Annotated in this window: 25 protein-coding genes; 8 read left to right on the top strand and 17 right to left on the bottom strand. The window is 40.6% G+C overall.

Annotation, left to right across the window (positions count from 1 at the left end; translation table 11 throughout):
- Positions 1-34 precede the first annotated feature (34 nt).
- From V7K62_RS23310 to V7K62_RS23300, 3 genes are read left to right on the top strand one after another with little or no spacing between them, the layout of a single operon-like run.
- A complete protein-coding gene (locus V7K62_RS23310) occupies positions 35-238 on the top strand; it encodes a hypothetical protein (RefSeq protein WP_334868282.1) in 204 nt (67 codons plus the stop codon).
- Positions 239-271: 33 nt separating this feature from the next.
- The gene (locus V7K62_RS23305) at positions 272-1,429 is read left to right on the top strand and encodes an XdhC family protein (protein WP_334868280.1); all 1,158 of its coding nucleotides are present in this window, start codon (positions 272-274) and stop codon (positions 1,427-1,429) included.
- A 5-nt stretch (positions 1,430-1,434) separates the two neighbouring features.
- A complete protein-coding gene (locus tag V7K62_RS23300; RefSeq protein ID WP_334868278.1) occupies positions 1,435-2,067 on the top strand; it encodes a nucleotidyltransferase family protein in 633 nt (210 codons plus the stop codon).
- A gap of 424 nt (positions 2,068-2,491) precedes the next feature.
- Here V7K62_RS23300 and V7K62_RS23295 read toward each other — a convergent pair whose 3' ends face one another.
- The 13 genes from V7K62_RS23295 to V7K62_RS23235 all read right to left on the bottom strand — a co-directional run bounded on the left by V7K62_RS23295 (position 2,492) and on the right by V7K62_RS23235 (position 12,729).
- Positions 2,492-2,902 (bottom strand): peptidoglycan-binding domain-containing protein, encoded by a 411-nt coding sequence (locus tag V7K62_RS23295; RefSeq protein ID WP_334868276.1) that lies wholly within the window; start codon positions 2,900-2,902, stop codon positions 2,492-2,494.
- A 263-nt stretch (positions 2,903-3,165) separates the two neighbouring features.
- The gene (locus V7K62_RS23290) at positions 3,166-4,533 is read right to left on the bottom strand and encodes an NAD(P)/FAD-dependent oxidoreductase (protein WP_334868274.1); all 1,368 of its coding nucleotides are present in this window, start codon (positions 4,531-4,533) and stop codon (positions 3,166-3,168) included.
- A 211-nt stretch (positions 4,534-4,744) separates the two neighbouring features.
- Positions 4,745-4,888 (bottom strand): hypothetical protein, encoded by a 144-nt coding sequence (locus tag V7K62_RS23285; RefSeq protein WP_334868272.1) that lies wholly within the window; start codon positions 4,886-4,888, stop codon positions 4,745-4,747.
- Between the two features lie 111 nt (positions 4,889-4,999).
- Positions 5,000-5,947, bottom strand: coding sequence for a MauE/DoxX family redox-associated membrane protein (locus V7K62_RS23280; RefSeq protein ID WP_334868270.1), 948 nt, complete (start codon positions 5,945-5,947; stop codon positions 5,000-5,002).
- Between the two features lie 142 nt (positions 5,948-6,089).
- Positions 6,090-6,383: a hypothetical protein gene (locus V7K62_RS23275; protein WP_334868268.1), complete on the bottom strand. Its 294-nt coding sequence runs from the start codon at positions 6,381-6,383 to the stop codon at positions 6,090-6,092.
- 176 nt (positions 6,384-6,559) lie between these two features.
- Positions 6,560-6,847: a hypothetical protein gene (locus V7K62_RS23270; RefSeq protein WP_334868266.1), complete on the bottom strand. Its 288-nt coding sequence runs from the start codon at positions 6,845-6,847 to the stop codon at positions 6,560-6,562.
- A 121-nt stretch (positions 6,848-6,968) separates the two neighbouring features.
- Positions 6,969-7,265 (bottom strand): chaplin, encoded by a 297-nt coding sequence (locus V7K62_RS23265; RefSeq protein ID WP_334868264.1) that lies wholly within the window; start codon positions 7,263-7,265, stop codon positions 6,969-6,971.
- Between the two features lie 639 nt (positions 7,266-7,904).
- Positions 7,905-8,150: a hypothetical protein gene (locus V7K62_RS23260; protein ID WP_334868262.1), complete on the bottom strand. Its 246-nt coding sequence runs from the start codon at positions 8,148-8,150 to the stop codon at positions 7,905-7,907.
- 38 nt (positions 8,151-8,188) lie between these two features.
- Positions 8,189-8,854: a cytochrome c oxidase subunit 3 gene (locus V7K62_RS23255; protein WP_334868260.1), complete on the bottom strand. Its 666-nt coding sequence runs from the start codon at positions 8,852-8,854 to the stop codon at positions 8,189-8,191.
- Positions 8,855-9,028: 174 nt separating this feature from the next.
- Positions 9,029-10,684 carry a cytochrome c oxidase subunit I gene (locus tag V7K62_RS23250; RefSeq protein WP_334868258.1) on the bottom strand — a complete coding sequence of 552 codons (1,656 nt, stop codon included), beginning with the start codon at positions 10,682-10,684 and terminating at the stop codon, positions 9,029-9,031.
- Positions 10,674-11,600, bottom strand: coding sequence for a cytochrome c oxidase subunit II (locus tag V7K62_RS23245; protein WP_334868256.1), 927 nt, complete (start codon positions 11,598-11,600; stop codon positions 10,674-10,676). The genes V7K62_RS23250 and V7K62_RS23245 overlap by 11 nt, the downstream gene beginning before the upstream one ends.
- A gap of 32 nt (positions 11,601-11,632) precedes the next feature.
- Positions 11,633-12,238 carry a DUF2231 domain-containing protein gene (locus V7K62_RS23240; RefSeq protein WP_334868254.1) on the bottom strand — a complete coding sequence of 202 codons (606 nt, stop codon included), beginning with the start codon at positions 12,236-12,238 and terminating at the stop codon, positions 11,633-11,635.
- Positions 12,235-12,729, bottom strand: coding sequence for a DUF2231 domain-containing protein (locus tag V7K62_RS23235; RefSeq protein ID WP_334868252.1), 495 nt, complete (start codon positions 12,727-12,729; stop codon positions 12,235-12,237). Before V7K62_RS23235 ends, V7K62_RS23240 begins: the two co-directional genes overlap by 4 nt.
- Before the next feature lie 978 nt (positions 12,730-13,707).
- Here V7K62_RS23235 and V7K62_RS23230 point away from each other — a divergent pair.
- The 5 genes from V7K62_RS23230 (at position 13,708) to V7K62_RS23210 (ending at position 18,387) form a co-directional block, all read left to right on the top strand.
- Entirely contained in the window at positions 13,708-14,031 is a 324-nt protein-coding gene (locus V7K62_RS23230) for an SDR family NAD(P)-dependent oxidoreductase (protein ID WP_334868250.1), read from the top strand.
- A 61-nt stretch (positions 14,032-14,092) separates the two neighbouring features.
- Positions 14,093-15,031, top strand: a complete 939-nt coding sequence (locus V7K62_RS23225; RefSeq protein WP_334868249.1) for a cation diffusion facilitator family transporter — start codon at positions 14,093-14,095, stop codon at positions 15,029-15,031.
- Positions 15,032-15,101: 70 nt separating this feature from the next.
- Entirely contained in the window at positions 15,102-17,498 is a 2,397-nt protein-coding gene (locus tag V7K62_RS23220) for a glycoside hydrolase family 15 protein (RefSeq protein ID WP_334868248.1), read from the top strand.
- A 242-nt stretch (positions 17,499-17,740) separates the two neighbouring features.
- Positions 17,741-17,926 carry a hypothetical protein gene (locus V7K62_RS23215; RefSeq protein ID WP_334868246.1) on the top strand — a complete coding sequence of 62 codons (186 nt, stop codon included), beginning with the start codon at positions 17,741-17,743 and terminating at the stop codon, positions 17,924-17,926.
- A 308-nt stretch (positions 17,927-18,234) separates the two neighbouring features.
- A complete protein-coding gene (locus tag V7K62_RS23210) occupies positions 18,235-18,387 on the top strand; it encodes a lmo0937 family membrane protein (protein WP_334868244.1) in 153 nt (50 codons plus the stop codon).
- 95 nt (positions 18,388-18,482) lie between these two features.
- Here V7K62_RS23210 and V7K62_RS23205 read toward each other — a convergent pair whose 3' ends face one another.
- From V7K62_RS23205 to V7K62_RS23190, 4 genes are all read right to left on the bottom strand, one after another.
- Positions 18,483-19,277 (bottom strand): class I SAM-dependent methyltransferase, encoded by a 795-nt coding sequence (locus tag V7K62_RS23205; protein WP_334868242.1) that lies wholly within the window; start codon positions 19,275-19,277, stop codon positions 18,483-18,485.
- Between the two features lie 584 nt (positions 19,278-19,861).
- Complete coding sequence (locus tag V7K62_RS23200) at positions 19,862-21,070, bottom strand: 4-hydroxy-3-methylbut-2-enyl diphosphate reductase (RefSeq protein ID WP_334868240.1); 1,209 nt, start codon at positions 21,068-21,070, stop codon at positions 19,862-19,864.
- 110 nt (positions 21,071-21,180) lie between these two features.
- Complete coding sequence (locus V7K62_RS23195; protein ID WP_334868238.1) at positions 21,181-22,047, bottom strand: SGNH/GDSL hydrolase family protein; 867 nt, start codon at positions 22,045-22,047, stop codon at positions 21,181-21,183.
- Between the two features lie 194 nt (positions 22,048-22,241).
- Complete coding sequence (locus tag V7K62_RS23190) at positions 22,242-23,690, bottom strand: ammonium transporter (protein ID WP_334868236.1); 1,449 nt, start codon at positions 23,688-23,690, stop codon at positions 22,242-22,244.
- Positions 23,691-23,989 lie beyond the last annotated feature (299 nt).

Genomic DNA, 23,989 nt, shown 5'->3' with positions numbered 1-23,989 from the left:
TAATAGATAAATAACTCCAGTTGGCAACTATCCTGTGGGGCATGATTTCAACGGTGTTTTCGCTTATCTTTGGATAGCAGAACACCGCAATGCCTACGGTGGTAAACAACGCAGTCAGTCTAAAACATATACTGTATATCCGTTAACAGGCGGCAAATCGAAGCAGTGTTTGAGACTAGCAGGGATGCACAATGGTACAGTCATCACTTGTTTTATGAGGAGTGCCTACTCAAGTTGACAAACTGCTAGAAACAGAAAAATAAGTAATTAAATGAACGAATTACAAGCAATTTTACAAGGCTTCGAGTCAAGTCAAAAAAGTGGTGAAATTACTTTCCTTGCCACTGTCGTCAAAACCCAAGGTTCAACCTATCGCCGACCGGGTGCTAAAATGTTGATGACAAATACAGGTCGGATGATTGGCACAATCAGCGCTGGTTGCTTAGAAAACGACGTATTTGAACATACTCAACAACGAATGTTGGATGGCCAGCCAATTGTTGTTACTTACGATAACACCGCCTCTGAAGATATTCTTTGGGGCTTTGGTTTGGGGTGCAATGGGATAGTGCAAGTTCTCATCGAACGTCTTGAGAGAGAAAGTACACCGAATGCGATCGCTTTTACACAAGAGTGCTTTCATAAAAAACATTTGGGTATTATTGCAACAGTCTTTGCCTTTGAAGGCGCAGTTAAGGTCAAACTTGGGTCGCGTTTACTGCTGTATCCTGATGGTAAAATTATCACTGACATCAAAGATCCAAATTTAATTCAATCTCTGATTGCAGATAGTCAAACAGCCTTTGCTAATCAAAAGTCAAGAGTAAACAACTATCAGTTACTTTTAGGCAGTGCAGAAGTTTTCATCGAAGTCATTCAACCACCCACACCTTTAGTAATATTTGGTGCTGGTTATGATGCTGTACCCGTAGCCCAGTTTGCTCAAGCATTAGGTTGGGATGTTACTGTAGTCGATTGTCGAGCTAATGAGGCAACTAGAGCGCGATTTTCTATGCCTTGTGATGTCATTCTTAGTCGGCGAGAAATTGTACATAAACAGGTATTTATAGATGCCCACACAGTTGCTGTAGTCATGACGCATAATTACCTTGACGACCTAGAAATTTTGAAAATGTTGCTGCCATCTCCTGCACCCTACATAGGGGTTTTAGGCCCAAAGCTGCGGACTGAAAAATTGCTGGAAGATTCACGTCTGCAAGGAAAAGGTTATACTACTGAACAATTAAAAAGATTGCATAGCCCTGTTGGGATTGACATTGGAGCAGATACACCCGAAGAAATAGCGATCGCTATTATTGCGGAAATTCAAGCAGTGCTAACAAACCGCAGTGGTAATTTTTTAAGAAATCGCAATCAACCAATTCACCAATGCTATGAAAATAACTCCAACTTGCTACTTACCACATAGTTTTTATGACTGCTATAGACAATGAAAAATCAACCATAGCCATTATGATTCTTGCTGCTGGTGCATCTACTCGTATGGGTACACCTAAACAACTATTGCTTTACCAAGGACGTAGTTTTTTGCAATACATTACAGAAATGGCGATCGCTTCAGTTTGTCAACCTGTGGTAGTAGTACTTGGAGCAAATGCAGAACAGATTCATCCCCAAATTAAGCAACTTCCCGTTAGAATCGTTAAAAACTTGGATTGGGCTTGTGGAATGAGTGCTTCAATCAAGAGTGGTATTGAATTGTTAAATAATCTTCCTCAAAAAATAGAAGCAGTAGTTATTACACTTTGCGACCAGCCATTTGTTTCTCACCAAATTATCAATCAACTTGTTGATACATATTATTCGACAAACAAACCGATTATTGCTTGTGAATATGCAGAGACATTAGGTGTACCTGCTCTATTTAGTCAGATATTTTTTTCAGAACTTGCTGCTTTGAAAGAAACTTCAGGAGCAAAAAGAGTTATTAATAATAACCTCAATGAAGTATTTTCCATTCCGTTTCCTCTAGGGGATATCGATATTGATACCCCAAAGGATTACGAACAATTGCTATCAATTACCAGAGGGATTTCTGGAGTATAGTGAATACAGAATCAACGCCTCGACTGCGCTTGGCGCCTAAGAGATGCTAGTATTTAATTTTATTTTTGTTTATATATTATGTAACTCAAGCATAGTAGAGATATATCACTGCTACGTCTTTACAAGAGTTATGGATAAGGCATATTTAATTTCACCAGATGTCTATTATTTATAGAATGATATAAATTAAATCTCTTGCAATGCTGCGAGTATATTGTCTTGAATCCGCTGCACTGAGTTGAGGATTAGCGTTGGCGTAGCCCACCCTAGATATCGCTTTTTAGCACAATATTCAAATGCCTGCGACATAGCCGCAGGCAATATTGAAATAGAAAAACTTGGTTTACTATTTTAAGGCTAGAATTTATTTCCTAGCCTTTTGTCTTTAAGGCATTTCAGCAATAAGGATATTCAGTAAACCATTTTATTTAAGAGCTGCTAAAGTCCGGTGTCCAATTATTCCGTCTGCTCTTAATCCTTTAGATTTCTGAAATTTGATCACCGCTGTACGAGTCTTGTTATCAAAGACACCATTCACACTTGCTGTATAGAATCCTTGCTGTTTTAAAGAATTCTGAGCAGTTTTCACTATCTCTCCCTTGCTGCCTACTGTCAGTACACTACCAGTACTACGCCTTGCCATATTATTGGACTTGTGCTTGGCATTAAGCTTTGTTACAGCATTAGGCTTTTTCATCATGTTGCTTTGCTGAGTACTTTGTGCAACTAGGGTAGCAGTAGCCGGATTTTGGCTTTTATTATTGGTTAAAGAGTAAGCAGGCAAAGCAGCAGCTAGAGTCAAAGCAGGGAGCAAAGCAAGTACTTTCCAATTCATCTTCTTGTTCCTTCCAAACTATATGAAATTTTGCAATTCTGATTTGAAGAGTCATCTTTATAAGGACTTGTGCCTTAAATGATTCTCCTCGTTAGACTCTGGTGTGTGGGTTTAGTATGAGACTATTTCCGAACCCAGAGCTATAGCATTACACGTCGTATTGACAAAGCTATTGCAAAATTGTGACAAAAGCATGACTAAATGTATTAAAATTTATGTCGCACAAGGTTGCGCTCCTTTTCCCCTTTCCCAATTCTCAGTCTCTAATCTTTTTTCTCTTCATTCCCCAACATTTTCAATAATTTTCTGGCAACTAAAATGCCCATAACTCCTGCGCCAACAACTTCCACTGCTTGTACAACTTTTTTGCCGACATCTTTAGGGTCAAGGTGGTAATGAAAAATCTCTTCATCCAGCCATTCACTAGCAGCTTTAAAATCATGAATTGGAGTTGGTAATAGCGTTAAATAAGTGCCTTGACGGATTAAATGCGCGGATTCGCCTGCAACTTCAAAAACATTCAAAAGGTTAGCAGCAGCATCATTTAAGCCCAATTTTAAGAGAGTTCCGCGTATATTTACCTTTACTGGTTTCAGGTCTTCGCCCAACACTAATGCTTTCAAATTTCGGGCAATATTGGCTCCTTGCTGATAAGCAACTTGGGCTGTTGGCGGTAGTGAATTATCTTGAACTGCTACACAATCTCCGCCTGCAAAGACTTCTGGAAAGTCGAGTAGTTGCATTGTGGGAGTAACTAGGGGGCGATTATGACGATCTCGATGTTCTTCGGAAATTGGTAAATCTTTAATTAGTGGATGAATAGAAGTACCAGCTGTCCAGATTGTGGTATTCGTTGGCAACGTCTCAATTTGCTCATTGTGTTTATATTCAATGGCGTTGGCATGAATAGTAGTGGCTTCTGCTCCCGTAAGGATTTCAATTGGGATCGTGCGTTTTTGTAATTCTTTCTCAGCAATTGGGCGCAGAGGATCGTTCATATCACCGTTGAGGATTTCTTTACCGTGATTGAGCAGTACCACACGGATTTCACTAGAATTACCTCCCAAAGCGGTATACCAATGTGGGAGTAAATCAGCTAGGGTAGCTGCCATTTCCACACCACTTGCACCACCACCAACTACGACTACTGTTAGCAGTTGACGACGTTGTTCTGGATCTTCAGTTTTGATTGCTTTTTGCAAACAGTCGCCTAAATGTCGATCGAGAGCGATCGCATCTGCTTCTGTCCAGAAAGGGAAAGCGTATTCTTTAGCACCTTCAAGATGATGATAACCAGTAACGCTACCCAAAGCTAATACTAAGTTACTGTAGTTGTAGGAGTTTCCCGAAGCTAATTTGACTTCTTGTTGATGTAAGTCTATCGATTCCACTGCATCTTGAACAAAGATGACACCACTACCTTTTAGCAATTCTGCAAAACGCGGTACTACTTGAAAAGTATCCATCTCGCCACTGAAATATTCGTAGAGTAACGGCTTAAAGCAAAAGCGTTCATTTTGATCGATCAAAATTACAGAGCGAGGATAATGTTCGTGAGCTAGGTGTAAGGCTGTAAATAAGCCGGTGAAGCCACCACCGATAATCACAGTTTGGTAAACAGGGCTGTTCATAAAATATCTCCAAAATATTGTCAAATCATGATTTTGCCAGGGTGTTAAGCATTTACAGCATTTTTCAGGTATTTAGACCACAACTGAGATGGGGAGTAGGGAATGGTGTAAGCTAATCGTCATTCATTTTTCCAGACTGATTCGCTTGTAGTAAGGGCTTAATGCAAGTACAGTTAAGACACTTAAGCAATGTTTATAAAGACTTTATATTCTATACTACTTGTACATTTGAGTGAACTTCACCAGAAGAACTAAGCAAGCGATCGCGGTAGTATGATTGGGTGAGTCCACATAACACACCTATAACTCCTAACAAAGCTACTTTGCGGAACAAATTATTTTTGGGGTTATTCACTAAATACTATTTATTATAAAAATTACTCGTTTGCTGTTATTGACACAAATCCATCATAGTTGAAGAAATAATTAACTTCATCTAAATGCTTCCTTTGAGGAAATTTTTAAGTTATCTATTTTGAGCAGTTAAAACTAGCCCAGAACCTTTTGGTATCGACCTACTTCCTGATGCAATTTCTGCAACGAATTTCTGAGGCATAGTTCCTACCCATTTTTCTTTAATCACTCCGTTTTCTAAAACTACTGCTGTCGGAACAGCCATAGCCAGTTGATTAAAAAGAAATGGTTTAATTACAACTATAGAGAAATTAAGGTTGTAACTCTTAGCGTAATCTTTTGCTGCTTCAACATTACAATTAACTACTCCTACAATTTCAGGTAAATCAGTCCGGTAGTGAACTAGTCTAAGTATTTTTAACCAGTTTTTACATTGAGGACATTCAGGACTTAAAAATACAACAATTTTTGACCCTTGACTTACATCAATTGTACCTTCTAACCATTGAGATTGCCACTGCCGATTGACTTTAAGACTTGTCAAATCAAAATAGGGACGACCATTTATAATGTAATATTCAATTTGTCCCGATGCCAAAGCACCGCTAACAATGAAACTAATTATTGTTAATATATATTGCCATAAGATAGTATTCTCATGCGTTCGATAAACCCAAGCAAAGATTAATAGCAAGATGTAAAGCGCATTGAGTAGTAAACTTGTGTTGGGGCTAATTTCTAGCCAACCATTATAACAACCACAGTCTTTTGTTCTTCCTGTAGAAGTACTCCAATATGTTAGAAGTGAAAGGCCAAATAGAATAATTATACTACCTAGAATAGTTAGGTCTGGTAAAACTTGTAAAATTAGAGCTATTCCCAAAGCGGTTTCTAAAGCAATAAATATCAAAGAGACAGATTTTATGCATTGAAGTTTTACTAAGTCTAGTGAGGCAATATGAGTGATAAATTTCCAGGGTTCTAAGACCTTTGCTATGCCTGTTATCACAAATATACTACCTACTAAAAATAAACATATTTTACCAATTTCATAACTCACTTTTATCCAATCACTCCTTTTGTTAAGGTAAAACTTAAAACCAATTCTAAATTTTTACCAATAGAGAAAATGATTAACTATAGCAACCACTTTCTCTATTTGTAAAAAGATGATTTCTTATTAGATATATACTATCTACGTTTCAGCTACCGAGAGAACCATTTCCAGACAAAACTGGTATATTATCTAATATATGTGACAGGGGTTCATCTCCTTTCGCTTGTGTGTTGAGGTTGAAACTTCCTTGAATCAATCCAAGCTGAGGAGATATGTCGCCGAGAGTAGCTTGATTTCCGTATATTTGAACAGCTGCATTACCGTTCACAGTGTTTATACCATTATCATTACCAATTCCTCCTACTACTGCTATTGATTCTGCATCACTCAATTCTTCAAACAAGCTAGTTTCCAAGTCAGCAATTTTAATGTTTGTCATAACTTCCTTCGTTCATTAATAGAAATTATATTGATTCTATTTTGGTACTTTTGATGTTAGCAGACGAGAGTTGGTGGTTCAACTCTCGTCTGCTAATAGGAAACTTGTGTTCAATTACACCCTATTTTTCATTATTTAGTCTAACCTTCAGATAATCAGCTTATCTCTTCTTCCAACTAGGCTTCGGCAGCCTTAACTAAAGTTTCTAACGATTTCAACAACGCTTTCCCCACTTCTGTTTGTGGATTCAATTTTTCTAATTGTGCTTCCAAATCCACTAAATGCGTTTCTAATTGCTTTATTCCGCCTGCCAACACCGTTTTTGCTCCCCCTACTATAGCAACTAGTTCACCATCAGAAAGTTCCTTCAAGTAATCGATTTCGTCGATTTGGAATTTGTCTACTTGCATTTGCTTTGCTTGCTCCAGTTGAGGGCGTTTCCAGACTTTTTTGTTGTTAGTCATAAGTCATAATTCTCCTAAGTGTTTGTGATAGCAGACATCAAAGAACTTATCAGAGAAATTGAATACATAATGCTTGCGATCGATCGCCATTTAATCGTAATAGTCGAAAGAGTGCAAATCGTTACGCATTTACACAAGTATTTCCAAAAGCTGGGTTAAGTAGACCAATTACATTGATAGTATTACCACAAACGTTAACGGGTACATGAACGGGTACTTGAATAAGGTTCCCCGAAAGAACTCCAGGACTACCAATAGCAGCACCTTCTGCACTTGAATCTCCGCCAAATACACTCAATAAATCAGCATCATCTAGTTCTTCAAACAATTCTAGTTCTTCAAACAATTCCCAATCTTCTTGAGTGACTGTGGGTGCTTGTTTTGTTGCTTGTTTCTTTGTTGAAAATATTTTTAACATTTTGTTTTACTCTTTTTGGTTGTTTTCAATCTGTGTGCTTAAGTGTGCTATACCTCTCTTGCATTAATTATCAAATAAGAGATAATTCCTTTTAGAGCGGGTATAAACGCAAGACATGGGGAAGTGGTTAAGATGGTTGTCACAAGTTCTTTGTGAATTAAGGAACTTTTATCATCTGCCAAAATTTTAATTTGACTATGTACTACGCACTAATTTAAAGCTTATCAACATGATAATCAAGGGTTCCTACAAAAGATCCTACTTTTCCCACTTTTCCTACTTTTCCCACTTGACCAAATAAGTACTGTTGTAGCTAAACATACAATTGCTATAAAGCTTACCCCATCTTCGTTTCAGCCCTATCGTACAATTTAAACGAATGGCACTAAGAAAAGCCCAAAGGCTTGTGGTTTAAAGAGTTTGCAATTGCTTTTGTAATTCGTGCTGGGGTTTCGTCATTAAGGGGTAAGCTTCACTGCGAATTTATAGGACTTATGCAAAACTACACGCGGTAGGGGAAATTCATGAATTGCCCTTACCTAAAAATCACTCTTTTCGGCTATTGTTTGCGTAAGTCCTGATTTATTTTCACTCATATCTCTATTAGTTATTTGTATTTACAAATGACAAATTCGCTAGCTATATGAATAAAAATAACGCAATTAAAATGACACTAAGAAACAAAGCAAAACCAATAGCGTATTCGACTCTGCGACTAAAAAATCCTACAGCAGCAATTAGAGCGATCGCTAGCCCAATAATGCCAATATATTGCTCTTTTTGTAAACCTTGTGCAATGAGTGGGTCTTTACCTGGTGCGGGAGTTTCTTGAACTGCTTTTGGGGCGAGTTCTGAGGTTGGTAGTTCTTGGATGAATAAATTCATAAAGTTACTCCTGAAAATACTTGGTGAACTGAAAATCTTTATGCCCGCCAAAGGTAAATAAGCGAGAAAAGGAAGACCCAAACTACATCAACAAAGTGCCAAAATAAAGTAGTCGCACTTGTACCGAAGTGAGTCTTCTTATAATTGCCTGGAATGAATGAGCGAATCAGCATAATTATCTGAAGCACTACACCAGCCAGAACGTGTAAACCGTGGAAACCTGTCAGCAAATAGAATGTGGAACCAACTAATCCTGTAGTGAGCTTGAAATCCAGATTTTTCCACTCAATTAATAGACCAATTAAAAAGTAGGTTCCCATTGCGATCGTTATCAGCCATAGCCAGCGAAATTTTCTGAGTTGATTACGCTTGAGGGCATTTTCTGCTGGTTGAATAACAAAGCTACTAGAAAGTAATACTACTGTATTAATAATCACGAGCTTAGACAATTCTGGCCCAGAAATACCGGGTGGTAGCCAGTTGCTAGTATTCAGTCGCAGAGCAACATAAGTAAAGATAAAACTCAAAAAAATGATACTTTCTGACAATAGGAATACAGTAAACCCGAACATTCCTTTGCCATGATGATCTTCATGACTCCCGCCACCACTTGGCAAGAAACGCTGTAACCAATTTGGTAGGCGTCGCCGCCACCCCTCAAAACGGATCGGACTTTCATCTATATGGATGATGCGACGTTGCATAATTCGTAATTAAAATTCGTCTAATACCGATTATCTGTGAGGTTGCATAGAACCATATTAGGTGTAGGTTGGGTTGAGGAACGAAACCCAACACCAAGAATCCCTGGTTTTGTTGGGTTTCGCAAAGCCTCAACCCAACCTACAAACTTACTTAATTTAAATTGGTTTAACTCGTCACTCATCATTATCAGAATTTTCCACGAATGAGTATTTTGGATCGCCATAATCGTAAGGAGGTCTGTTGACAACAGGAATCTCTTCAAAGTTATCTCGCGGAGGTGGTGAAGAAGTTGTCCATTCCAATCCTGTCGCGTGCCAGGGATTATCAACTGCTCTGGCTCCATATAGCCAGGAACCGACAATGTTAGCAATAAACGGCAGCGTGGATGCTCCCAGCAAGAATGACCCCAGGCTAGCGATCACGTTCCATCCCTGATACTGGGGATCGTAGGAGGAAACTCGGCGTAGCATTCCTTGTAAACCTAATGGGTGCATGGAGAAGAAGGTGATATTGGCAGGAATAAAGGTCAACCAGAAATGCAGCTTACCCCAACCCTCGGCGTACATCCTTCCAGTTATCTTGGGAAACCAGAAGTAAATAGCTGCAAAGATTGCCATTGTGATGGTATTAAAAACGATGTAGTGGAAGTGACCCACTACAAAGTAAGTATTATTGACGTGGATATCAAATGGCGTGGCGGCAAGCATCACACCAGTGACACCGCCAAAAATAAACATCGCTGCACCTCCCATCGCAAATAGCATTGGTGTCTCTAGGTGCAACTTGCTCCTCCAAATTGTGGCAGTCCAAGCAAATGCTTTAACACCAGTGGGTATGGCAACTAACATTGAGGTGGCCATGAAGGTCATCCGCATCCAACCGGGGGTAGCACTGGTGAACATGTGATGCACCCAGACGAAGATGCTGACTACGGCGATACCTAAAGATGCGATCGCAACTGACCGATAACCAAATAGAGGATTGCGAGAAAAGGCTGGCAAAACTTCCGCAATAATACCGAAGGCTGGTAGCGCCATGATATACACTGCGGGGTGAGAGTAGAACCAGAATAAATGTTGATAAATGATCGGATCGCCACTTCCTTCAGGTTTAAAAAATTGTGTACCGAAGGATAGGTCAAATAACAGCAGTATCAATGCAGCTGTCAAAGAAGGCAAATTAATCAGCTGCAACAACTGGGCACTAAAAACCGACCAAACAAACACAGGCATTCGGAAAAATGTCATCCCTGGTGCCCGCATCCAAAAGATAGTGGTGACAAAGTTGACAGCCCCCATAATTGAAGAGATGCCGATTAGTACTAGGCTAACTATCCAAATAGACTGACCGTTAATCAAATGACCGGCTGGAACTTGCAGACTAACTGGTGGATAAGACCACCAGCCAGCTTGTGCAGTCCCGTTAGGTAGCAAGAAACTAGATAGTAGGAGAAGACCGGCTGGTGGCAAAATCCAAAAAGAGATGGCGTTGAGCAAGGGAAAAGACATGTCCCGCGCTCCAATCATCAGCGGCACTAGGTAGTTAGAAAGACCTGCATTGAAGGGAATAATCCACAGGAAAATCATGATTGTCCCGTGCATGGTGAACAAACCATTGTAGAGCGGGCGGTCAACTAAATTTGATTCCGGGGTGAGCAACTCAGCCCGGATAATCATCGCCAACAGCCCGCCGAGAAGAAAGAAAATGAAGGTCATCACCATGTACTGAACACCGATCACCTTATGGTCAGTGCTGAAGCTGAAATATTGCCGCCAGCCATTTTCAGGTTCTCTATCCTTGGCGATCGCTTCACTCAAATCATGTGTCATTATTATTTATCTTCCTTTGATTCGCTACAGCAGGTTGAGCAGGTGTGACGGTGTACCAGCCGCTTTTAAATAATGTTTTTGGTGGTTGGATATATTCGGCAACTGCCTGATTTTTAGCGACAGTGCGATCGCTAGAGACTGTTTGCGCGAGCCACTGATTATACTTATCAAGGGATTCAACGTATACATCTGCCTCCATCAAGGCAAAATAAGTACCACTGAATTGAGAATCTTTCAGCCGATATTTGCCTGGGCGAATGGGTGTTAGCACAATGTCAATCTTCCGCCCTGGAACAATATCCTGCTTTAAGCGAAACTCAGGAACGTAGAAACCGTGGATTACATCCTGTGCTTGCATATTTAAGCGAGTGCTGCGATTGATCGGCAAGTGTAATTCCTTACTGGTAAGATTATTTGGATAGCGAAAAGACCAATCCCACTGTTTAACGAAAACATCAATTGTTTCAGATGCAGGTTTGGGGACATCGCTAACGATTGCGGCGTCGGCGGGTGCAGATTCTAGGGGTGTGTGCAAATGCACAATTTGGTTTAAACCGAGAATATTTAATTGCTGATAAATATTGAAGCTTTGAAAGGCAATCCATACTACTAACAAAGTTGGCGTCGCTGTCCACAATATTTCTAGCCTCCCATCACCTCTAGAAGGGTGTCCTTCGCTGTAGTCTTCTGGGCGGGCGCGATGGAAGGCGATCGCATACACCATAACACCAACCAGCCCCAGCAAAATAAATGCTCCAATTGAGACTAAAAAGCTAAATAAATCATCTACTCGTTGTGCTTCTGCTGTCGCCTGGAGAGGCATCCAAGAAAATGCCTGTTGTCCAATCCAGCGACTGACAATTAGTAGCCCTGCGACATAAAACGCTATTAGTACATATTCAAAAAAACTAAACATAATAATCTTATATAAGAGTACTTCCCGCTTGATTATTTGAGTAGTAAATTTGGGTTTTTACCTTCTTGGAGTAACTTTGCAGCAGTAACGTGAATTCCAAACTCTTCTCCCAATTGCGCTCCCAAAGTTCCGTGAGCGTATAATATTGCCAATATTCCCATACCTGCTAACAAGTAACTCCACTGCACTTGCCTGGAAGCATCCTTGCGCCAGCGATAGCGTTGCAAACCTCTCCATACTGTCATGGCTGCGATCGCTCCCAACAGCAAAACCCCACCCAAACCATGCAAAAGCATTGTCCAACCAGCAGTTAACCCCCAAGCGCTCTTTTGATCGACTGGTGGAGTTGCTAGCAGTAGCTCGAAAAAACCAGCTGCAACGGTGAAAAAGCTGATAAAAGCTGCCCCGATGAGGTTATACCAGCCGACATCAAAGAAACCAGAACGGAGAGTAGCCAGACCTAAAAATTTGAAGATTGGTTTTTCTAAAGCAAAAAGCACTCCGGCAATATCAAAAATGATCGCAATAATGAACAAACCCAATGTTAGATGCACCAATTGCGGATGTATCGGAATCTCGTAAGGTAATCCGTTAGCATTCAGCCTCAATCTCAACTGGTCAATGAGTTGCCAGTTCATGGCGAAACTCCCTGCTTCATCGCTTGCACAACTGGCTCGATGTGTAACCCGTACACCCAAACTAGCTTGCTTCCTAGATAAACCTGCAAGCACACTAAGCAGACTAAAAACGTTGCAGCACCAAGGTAAGCAGGCGGTACTTTCCGTGGGGTGCTGTTGCGAATCACGAAGCGCCAAGCTGTAATGGCGACGACAATAGCCGCCAGCGACCAACCCATCACCGTATGAAAATTCAGGGTTGGTTGGACTGCTGGGTAGATGTTCGCCAGACCTGCTTCAAACTGACCAATAATCACCGCTAAAAAGATGGCTGCTGAGGCCACAAACATATTCCAGAAACTCACCTCAAACAAACGCACGTTGCGGGTGAAATAACCCAGGACATCGCACACGAAAGAAAAAAGCACCATCGCGATTACGAAATGGACGATGATCGGGTGTAGAGGGTCAGGGTATGGTAAGTTTTGGTTATTCAGAGACAGAGCAGGCATCGCTTTCTCCTTCATGGGTCTAAATATGTAGATGCGTTGCATGGAATTGCCACCCGCCTAACGCACCATTCATATTTTCAAGAATACTGTGCTAACACCACAGCTAAACCAATTAAAAAACATTAAAAATTTACGATGCACTGAAGTTTTTCAAGTAAATTTTGAAATAAAAATTTTTCCCTACTTACTATTTTTCAGTAATTATTTTTCCCAAATGTCAAAACTCACTAAACTAACCACATTTTTAGTTGATATCATATCTCAATTGGCATTTACAAAAACTAAAAAACGGTTATTTTTGATTAGATGGAATTGACAACAGTCAATCTAATCAGACATTTTAGAGGCTGCTAAAAATGCTTTAACGTCTTATTATATGGTTTTTTATTTAGGTCATCTTAGATTCGGAGTATCTCACTTTTGTAAAAATACCCCTAGCCCTGGCGAATGGAATTCGCAGCTATACAGACAAAAGCTACCGATCCTGGGTTTAAAATTCCTTGAGTACGCGTAGACGGACGAGAGTTTCTGTAGCCGCGATTTATAATCGCCAGGTATATTTCCAAAGGTGAGATGCTCCCTCTTAGATTTTAGATTGATTAACTAAAAATTTTACTTTAACCAATAACCCAACATGCTCTGAATATACCATAAATCTTTCTTGAGATTGATATGAAATTTAAAATTACAATTTTACAAATCTTAAAAAGAAAACATACTCTTGTCACAGAAATGACAAATGATTGAAATATTATTGAGTCAAAAATATGCTATTTATCTTTCTCTGGATAGATTATAAAACTACTAGATATTTCTTAATATAATAAAAAGGCAAAACTTTTTTAATCAACAATTTACTGATTTTACAATTTAAATCGCCAAGCTAATACTACGCCCAAAAAGCAAAAATATCATCAATGTCTTGCAAATCTTCAGATATTCACAACGAATACAAGTTTTAAAAATATCGAAAGCATTATGAGCTATTCCCCTTACCTGCTCAAAGGTCAAAAAGCACTTGTGACGGGTGCTAGTTCTGGCATTGGTGAAGCGATCGCTCGCTATTTAGCTTTACCCTGTGCAGCAGTCGCGATCAACTATCATTCAGGAGGGGAGTCAGCCCAAAAACTTGTTAATGATATCAAAGCGGTTAATGGTGAAGCATTTTCTATTCAAGCTGATGTCAGCAAAGAAGACGAAATAAAGGCGATGTTCAGCCAGACTATCGAGAAATTCGGCACTGTTGACATTTTGGTAAACAATGCGGGACTTCAAAAATGGCACGATATCGAACAAACCTAATGGGAAGTTACCCATCTGGATGGTGAATTAGAAGTTTCTGCATAATTAATTATTTACTCTTATGGCATCTGATTCATCTAAGAAAACTATATTTGTAGCGATGGGTGCTAACTTAGCGATCGCTATTACTAAATTTATCGCCGCCTCCATTACTGGCAGTTCTGCCATGATATCTGAAGGGATTCATTCGGTGGTAGATACTGGCGATCAACTGGTACTTTTGCTGGGAATTCGTAGAAGTCAAAAGCCAGCAGATGATAGCCATCCCTTTGGTTACGGTCAAGAACTTTATTTCTGGACTTTCATCGTTGCTATCCTGATCTTTGCCCTTGGCGGCGGTATGTCAATTTATGAAGGAATCACTCATTTAATTCATCCTAGCCCTTTAGAAAACCCAATGTGGAATTATATTGTGTTAGGTATGGCAATGGTATTGGAGGGTTATTCTTGGACTGTAGCTTTAAAAGAGTTTTTGCCGACCAAGGGTAAACAAAATTTCTGGCAAGCAATTAAAACCAGTAAAGATCCCACAGTATTTACAATATTATTTGAGGATACTGCTGCAATTTTAGGTTTATTCGTTGCCTTCATCGGAATCTTCTTAGGACATCTATTTAATAATGTTTATTTTGATGGCATTGCCTCAATTATTATTGGCATTATCTTGGCTATAGTAGCAGTGGTACTAGCGAGAGAAAGTAAAGGATTATTAGTTGGTGAAAGTGCTAATCCTCAAACTATAACCAATATCCGTTCTTTGTCAAAAACAGAACCAGGAGTGCAAGAAGTTATCCGGGTGCTAACAATGCAGCTTGCTCCACAGGAAGTATTACTCAACTTAGAAATTCAATTTTCTAAAAATCTGACAGGTGAGGAGATAGCATTAACTGTAGAAAATTTAGAAGTAAAAATTCGCCAAAAGCACCCTGAAATCAAACAAATTTTTATTGAAGCCAAATCCTTAACTGCTACTCGCAAATTTTCGCCAACTTCTGAATAAATTTTTGATCACACAAATATCAAATACAGCATTTTTAAAATACACTCAAAGCTGATCGGCACAATAAATTATGGTAAAGATTATTGGTCAAGCAGAAGCTTTTGGCTCACCGGGTATTGAACCTCGATGGACTCAAGCGAATAAAGATGCAGTCGGAACAGCTTACTCTACCTCCAGTAACATTTGGTTTACGATCTGGAATGGTGTTGTTACTGAAGTCTATCATCCCACAGTAGACAGACCCCAAATTCGAGATTTGCAGTATCTAATTTCTGATGGAAAAAGCTTTTTTCACGAAGAGAAACACCATCTCGAATCCAAAGTGGAACCGATGTGGACTTATGGTTTAGGATACCGCATCACTAATTCCGATCCACAAGGACGTTATGCCGTAATCAAAGAAGTGATTGCCGATCCGCATTTTCCCTGCATCTTACAGCACACAAAATTAACAGGAGAGCGCGATTTTATCTCCCAACTTCACTTATATGCTTTATGTGCGCCGCATCTGGAACTCGGAGGTATGGGTAATAATGGTTACGCTATAGAGGCTGCTGGGCATCGTATTTTGATAGCCCAGAAAGAAGGAACATGGCTGGCACTGGGTGCAACAGTTCCCTTTACCCGCCTTTCCTGTGGTTACGTCGGTCAAAGTGATGGCTGGACAGATTTAGCTGACAATTTTCAGATGGATTGGGAGTTTGATAGTGCTGTGGATGGCAATATTAGTCTGACAGGAGAACTAAATCTAGATAGCACTAAAGAGTTTACTTTAGGAGTAGCATTTGGCAGCAATTTGCACAATGCAATTTCCACACTATTTCAGTCGCTCAATATTCCTTTTGAACAGCAGAAGCAGCAATATAACGAACAGTGGAAGCGATCGCGCCGCAATCTCCGACCCTTAGAAAATGTTTCCTACGATGAGGGAAAGTTGTATCACAACAGCATTAATTTGTTGTTAGCACATGAAGACAAAACTTATCCCGGTGCGTTGATTGCATCCCTTGCCATCCCTTGGGGTGAAGCCAAGGACGACCAAGATCAAGGAGGGTATCACCTTGTGTGGACGCGGGATATGGTTAGCAGTGTATCAGGTTTAGTGGCTGCTGGTCAAACAGAAACAGCAGTGCGATCGCTCATCTATCTCGCCACTAGTCAGCAAGAAGATGGCGGTTTTGCCCAAAATTTCTGGGTTGATGGTAAACCTTACTGGAAAGGTATCCAACTAGATGAGGTAGCATTTCCGATTCTTCTAGCATGGCTATTGCACCAACAGAATACTTGTTTAAACTTCGATATCTATCCGATGGTTCTGCGGGCGGCGGGTTATTTAATTCGTCACGGCCCGGCTACCCAACAAGAACGCTGGGAAGAAAATAGCGGTTATTCACCATCAACACTAGCATCCAATATTGCCGCCTTAATCTGTGCTGCTCAATTTGTTCGTGAACGTGGGGATGAACCAACAGCAAAGTTTATAGAAGAATACGCAGATTTTTTAGAATCTCACATCGAAGCTTGGACAGTAACTACTGAAGGAACTTTAGTGCCTGGAATCAAACGGCATTATATCCGAATAACTCCTTCAGATATTAATAATCCTCAACCTAATGAAAATCCTAACCAAGGAACTCTTTTGATCAGTAGTCAGCCACCTAGTGAACCAGCAGAATTTCCAGCGAAGGAAATTGTCGATGGCGGATTTCTACAATTAGTACGCTATGGAATTCGCAAACCTGATGACCAGATTATCGTTGATTCTGTCAAAGTAATTGATGCAATCTTGAAAGTAGACATACCCGTTGGGCCTTGTTGGCATCGTTACAATCACGACGGTTACGGTCAGCAAGAAGATGGTAGTCCTTATGTCAGTTGGGGTGAGGGACGTGCTTGGCCTCTTTTGACAGGAGAACGAGGACATTATGAAATAGCTGCTGGTGGCGATGTCAAAACATATATCAAGGCGATGGAAGGATTTGCTTCAGACACTTGTTTGCTACCAGAACAGGTTTGGGATAAGGCAGATATACCTGATATTTATATGTATTTAGGAAAACCAACAGGTTCTGCCATGCCTTTAATGTGGGCGCACGCAGAGTATATTAAGCTGCTACGGTCAAATCATGATGGACAGGTGTTTGATTTTATTCCAGAAGTGGCAAATCGCTATCTAGGCGAAAGAAAGCAGTGTAAATCATTGGAAATTTGGAAGTTTAACCGACAAATCAGCCAAGCTAAAAAAGGTCAGACATTGCGAATTCATGCTTTAGCATCTTTTCAATTGCACTGGTCAGATGATAATTGGCAAACTACACAAGATACGCTTTCTACTTCCACAAAATTAGGAGTTAATTTTGTAGATATTTCTGTTTCTGATCACCAGCAACAGCCAATCAGCTTTACCTTTTTCTGGATTGAAAGTAGTAAATGGCAACAACGCAATTACACGGTTGTGGTTGATTAGTAACAATTACTTTAAGTTTTAAGGGTTTGTAGTAAGCACTTTAGTGCTTAGAAAATAAGAAATTTAGTCCTTACTCACACAAGAAAAAATAGCCATTTTTCTGCCGAATAACTCATCACATAAACCAACAATTGACTACTGGCACATCTGGACTGACTGCGACGGTATAAGTTACCAGTCCCGTTGTCAAATTGAGGACTTAGTGGATCATCCCACTGTCGGGACGCTGGTTTGTGGAGACTATGGACGGACAGCCAGTCGAGATCGCCCCTGGCGAAATTTCATTTGGAGAAGACCAGAATACAAAAGCAGACGCACAAGGTCATAAAGGTCACTTATCTGCAACAGTAGGCGATGCGATCGCTGTTCTGATAATGGTGCAACTCGAAGAGACTCCGACTAGAGAGCAATCATGTCGCTTGAGATAATGATGGGGCAGTTACAGCAGTTTTTTATCAAACCCGCTACAAAAATTAATTCTAAAATAAAGCCCAGCATTGGTTTTAGTACTTTTATCCGTGGTGCCTTTGATTGCGATTTGCTGTAACTGACAGTTCAGAACCGCTACCTTTATCTAACTACCTTTATCTAATTAAATAGTAACGAAAGATTAAGCATACCAAGTCAGTTTGAGTTATGGCGCAAAGTAATATTTTTTAAGGGAAATAGAAAAAAAGTGAAGCGAGGGAGTAAAATATTTGAACAAATTAAAACTGATTTGATTCAGAACAAATATATGTTGAGTATACTTTGGGGTATTGTTGTTGTACTGGTTGCTTTTTGGGCATTAGGACTGGCACTTCATATTGCCGGAAATCTAATTCATGCAGTGTTGCTTTTAGCTATTGGCCTTGCTATCTATAATTTTTTCAAAGCGCGTGATGTGTGAAGAAATATAGCGTTTTCTAATCATAGTAAGGTACATCATAGTCCCCTACTCGCTTGCAGGAGGAGGTTGAGGATGCGGTTATTGTACCTTACTCATTATTCACCCTTTAGCTCGACTTTATCGGCAATTATGAACAAATAATCTCCGTGATTGTTTTCATACTTTTTGACAATCTCAGTAATGCGTCCTGTATTGATATCTGCTGCTAGTCTTTGACACCCTGCGGCGATTTCATCAGCAGAAGCTAGCAAAGCAAATGTAGAAATTCCAGAGCGGACATTTTCATCTAAATATATTTCAGGACGATATTTACCACTATATAAAAACAGGTCTTGCAAGTTTTTAGAAATAGAATAAGGTTCGATATTTACTGAGTCAAAACCTACCTCATAGAGAGCATATCTGACCTTTTCCAAACTTGGCATCTGTTCAGCAGATTTATGTATAGCTTCTGGAAAATATTCGACTAACCAATATTTGCTCATTTGCTCTGGTGTGGCAGTAAACAATACAAAATGGCCAGCCACTAAGACACGGTAAATCTCTTTAAAAGCAGGGATTATTGCAGCAAAGTGATGTATCGCCAGCGTGCATAATACACCAGAAAAACTTCTATCAGTATAAGGTAACGACTCTACTTGTGCAACTTGCCAAGCTACAGCATTACTCTTATTTTTAGCAGCATCAATCATCAGTTTTGACCGATCTATTCCATGCCAAACACCACCATGTTTTGCCAAAGCTAGTGTATAATTTCCGGTGCCACATCCCACATCTAGATATGAGGAATGTGATTGAATTTGCAGGTGAACAGCTAATCGTGCAGCAATATCAGGGTCAGCGCTACGAGTCAAATCATACCCTTGCCCAATTTGCTCATAAACAGCCATTTGTTTTAGTTTCTCACAAATTATTCAAACACTGAAGATTAGTTACTGATAACTGATATTGGTGTGGTATTTCGCCAAAAATCAAATCGATAACTGAGGAATTTATAACAAATAAATTATCCAATCTTGTAGGATGGGCATCTTATCCACCCTACAAGAAGTAATTGGATATTTTTTATTTGCAAGTCCCTCTGAGAACTAGTAGTCTGTCAAGAACTAATTGACGGATAATTCCCTGTAGAGACGGCGATTTATCGCGTCTCTCTAAGAGGATGTTTTAAAAGTCCTCTTGTCGGTATCAAAACATTTTAGATCCCCCTAAATCCCCCGATAAATTGGGGGACTTTGATTCCGGTTCCCCCTTTTTTAAGGGGGGTTAGGGGGGATCAAAGTGCCTAAAATCACAGCCAAATACTTTTAAAACATCCTCTAACCGTCAAAATGAATTTGACAGACTACTAGACCTCTTGCATAAATCAATAAATTTGAACCCCACCCCGCCAAAGCTACGCTTTGTCTCCCCTCCCGAAGAGCGGGGAGGGGTTGGGGGTAGGGTGTTACGGACTTTTGCAAGAGGTCTACTGTTAAACCAGTGCTGCTGTTGCTTTTAATGTAAAAATCTTCTCAATCACATCTTCTACCACCTTATCGGGCGTGGAAGCACCAGAAGTAATTCCCACAACAATTTCTCCATCTGGCAACCAGTTTTCTGTAATTATTAACTGCCCATTTAATTGCCGATGTTCAATGGAAGATTCTGATTGAAGGCGTTCAACAGTATCAATATGATAAGAGGGAATTCCCCGCTCAAAGGCAATTTGTTGCAACTGAGTAGTATTCGAGGAATTAAACCCACCAATTACCACCATCAAATCTAAATTATGTTCCACTAACTCCAACATAGCATCTTGCCGTTCTTGGGTAGCGTCGCAAATGGTGTTGAAGCTTTGGAAATGCTGATTTAACTCGGTGGGGCCATACTTCTCTAACATAGTACGTTCAAAAAGCTTGCCCATTTGCTCAGTTTCGCCTTTAAGCATTGTAGTTTGGTTGGCAATGCCAACTCTTTCTAAATCGCGATCGGGATCAAATCCTGCTGAACAAGCTTTCGCGAATTTTGTCAGAAATTCTTCACGGTTTCCACCATTAATAATATAGTTAGCAACATAATCTGCTTCTGGCAAATTCAACACTATTAAATACTTGCCAGCAAAGGAACTAGTAGCGACTGTTTCTTCGTGCTTATATTTACCATGAATAATGGAAGTATAATCGACTTTTTTGTGCTTTTCTACTGTATTCCAAACTTTCGATACCCAAGGACAAGTAGTATCAACAATTTTGCAGCCTTTATCGTGAAGTATCTGCATTTCTTGAACGCTAGCCCCAAAAGCGGGTAATATGACTACATCACCAGTTCCAACAACAGAAAAGTCTTTTTTAGTTCCTTCAATGGGGATGAATTCTACTTTCATTTCCTGCATCCGCTGATTTACAGAAGGGTTGTGGATAATCTCGTTAGTAATCCAGATGTGTTCTGTGGGGAAGTGCTGACGAGTTTCGTAGGCCATTGCTACAGCCCGTTCTACACCCCAGCAAAAGCCAAAGGCTTGTGCTAGTCGGATTGTGACATTACTTCGTTGCAGGGTGTAATTGCGATCGCGAATTTCCTGAATCAAGTTACTCTGATACTCAGATTGCAACTGGGTGGCAACTTCTGCTTGATGACCAAAGCCCTTGCGATTGTAGTTTTCTGAATGTTGGAGTGTGCGTTTAAAAGCTTTTGTATCCATTAGATTTGTCTACTTAAACCACTATTTCTTATTTTCTCGCGCCCAGACGCGAATTATACAGAGTTGTATTCAAAGATATTACCAGAGAGAGGGAAAGGGATTTAATGCCTTTAACCTTTTCCCTTTAAGCTTTTTTCCTCTTTTTCTTGCTGGGGTTTTAATTCGATTTCACTATAAATCTGCAATGCAGAACGCCAAACTATATAACCTTCAGCACTTAAGTGTAAGCCATCAGTAGTAAATTCGTGGCGGAGATTTCCTTGCTTGTTGGTAAACAGCGGATATAAATCGAGATATTTGATCCCTTTTTTGGTAGAGATGCTTTGCAGTTGCTGATTCAACTCGCGAATGCGACTATTGGCAACAGCCAGAAGTTTATCTCGTCCTTTCCAAGTTGCTTCCTCTGCCCCATGTGGCAAAATTGATTGGACAACAATTTGTGCTGTCGGATGCGTCTGTCGTAGGTAATTGATAATTTGCCGCTGATGATCTAAAATTACCTCGTCGCTCATCCCCCGAATTAGGTCATTAATCCCAATCATCACAAAAATCACCTCTGGTTGAGTGCGGTCAAATATCTTCAATCTTTTCAAGAGTCCATCGCTGGTTTCGCCAGAAATTCCTTGATTGAGCCAATTTTTACCTTCAGGTAATAACTCAGGGGGAAACCACAAACTCAGCGAATCTCCCGCCAGGATAGTTAAATGTGGAGGACGTTGGTCAGCGGCGACCTTGGCTTCTTGCTTGAGGATGTCTACCCACTCTTGATAAGTGAGTTGGTGACGGCGACCTAAATCAGGTGTAGCAATTTGGCGTGAGTTGTTCAGGTTGATTGGCTCTGGAGATGTTATTATCCCAAAAAAAGCGGCCAATCTCTGCTGTTGCCAAAGTAGCAGAATGACCGCCAACATTAGGATGCCGTTGGTTAACAGCGAGAAAAATGCCCAGATAGGAAAGGTTTTATAAGAAGTAGACACGACTAGCGAAATTTACCAATTATTTGAATCAAATTTTAACGCTAGCGATCGCAAATTAGCCCAATTTTGGATTTTAGATTGAAAGAAAAATCTAAAATTGAATGACTTCTGACTCTGCCAATTTTGGATTTTGGATTTTGGATTGAAAGAAAAATCTCAAATCTCAAATCCAAAATTGAATGACTCAGCACTCTCTACTGAGTGGGACGATCGCCAAACTCAGAATTGTAACCTTCTTCACCGTGTTCGTTGATATCCAAACCTTGCAATTCTGCTTCCTCTTTAACTCGCAGCCCGACTGTAGCATCGATAATCTTGAGAATAATCCACGTACCAACACCTGCGATCGCATAAGCAACGGCAATTGCGATGAGTTCAACTCCCAATTCACCCAAATTACCACGCAGCACTCCGTCTTTACCGCCTCCGTTGACTTGAGTCGTGGCAAAGATCGCCGTTAAAATTGCCCCCACTGTTCCACCAACGCCATGCACGGGAAAGGTATCTAAAGCATCGTCAATTTCTAGCTTGTGCTTGAAACTCACAGCATAGAAGCAAACAAAGGCGGTGATGAAACCAATTAAAATCGCTGATAACGGTGTGACAAATCCGGCGGCGGGGGTGATGCCCACCAAACCAGCAACGGCTCCTGTAGCCGCTCCCACTGCGGTCGGTTTACCCCGTAAAACTGCTTCCAAAATTAGCCACATTAAAGCCGCCGCCGCCGCCGCTGTATTGGTGGCAACAAAGGCTGTTGTTGCTAAATTTGTTGTTAAGTTACCAGAAGTTCCACTGGCAACAGATAAAGCACTCCCAGCGTTGAAACCGAACCAGCCAAACCACAGCAAGCCAGCACCCAATAAAATGAAAGGAACATTGTGCGGCGGGCTAAGACGATCGGGATGGGTTTTCCGAGGCCCAAGGACGATCGCTGCTACCAGAGCAGAAACGCCAGAACTAATATGAACTACTGTGCCACCTGCAAAGTCCAGGGCACCTAATCCGCCATACAAACCTAAAAATCCACCTTTCGCCCATACCATGTGGGCCAGGGGGGCGTAAACAAAGGTTGACCATAGCAGCACAAACAGCGAATAGGCGCGGAAACTCATCCGCTCAACGAGCGCCCCAGAAATTAAGGCTGGGGTGATAATGGCAAACATGGCTTGATAAATCGTGAACGCCTGGTGGGGAATGGTTCCGGCGTAAGAGACAACATCAGCATATTTGGAGTCTGTTGCTTTGAGCGCATCTTCGTAAGGCAGATGCGGCAAGTAGCCTTGAGTCTCTAACCCGACACCATTCAACCCGAACCATTGCAATCCACCGATCAACGGTAAACCTGGCGCAAAGGAAAGACTATAGCCCCACAAAATCCAGGTAACTCCGACGATCGCCATTAACACAAAGCTCATCATCAATGTGTTTAGGACGTTGCGCGATCGCACAAATCCACCATAGAAAAACGCCAATCCTGGTGTCATTAGTAGCACGAGTGCTGCTGAAATCAGCATAAATGCCGTATCTCCAGTATCAGCAGCAGGTGGAGCAGCAGCTGGGGTTTGGGCGAAAGCATTGCCCATCAGCGGTACTCCCAAAAACAGCAGAGTGATAGCTCCAATCATCACAACTTTCTTCAACACTTCTTTTTCTTCCTAAGCACCAACGATTTGTATACTGAACTACATTTGATTACTTTTATTGACACATTTTTGTCTTGAAAGTTACTTAACCTGAATTTTCTTGAAATGTTAACAAAAATATAATCCCGATCGTTGTTACCAAGATTTAAATCAGGGTGTACGCACGCAATCATGACATTGCATCTTTTTTTTTGAAGAATAGCATTTTATTCAACCCCGACAAAATTCCAAATTTTTAGTTAGGGACTGACAAATAAAAAAACATCCCAAATTCTCTTGTGGGATGGGTGTCCGCACCG

The organism is Nostoc sp. (assembly GCF_036917935.1).
In the GTDB taxonomy this organism is placed as follows: Bacteria; Cyanobacteriota; Cyanobacteriia; order Cyanobacteriales; family Nostocaceae; genus Nostoc.
Note: the sequence above shows the minus strand (reverse complement) of the source record. Positions and strands in the feature narration are given on the sequence as shown.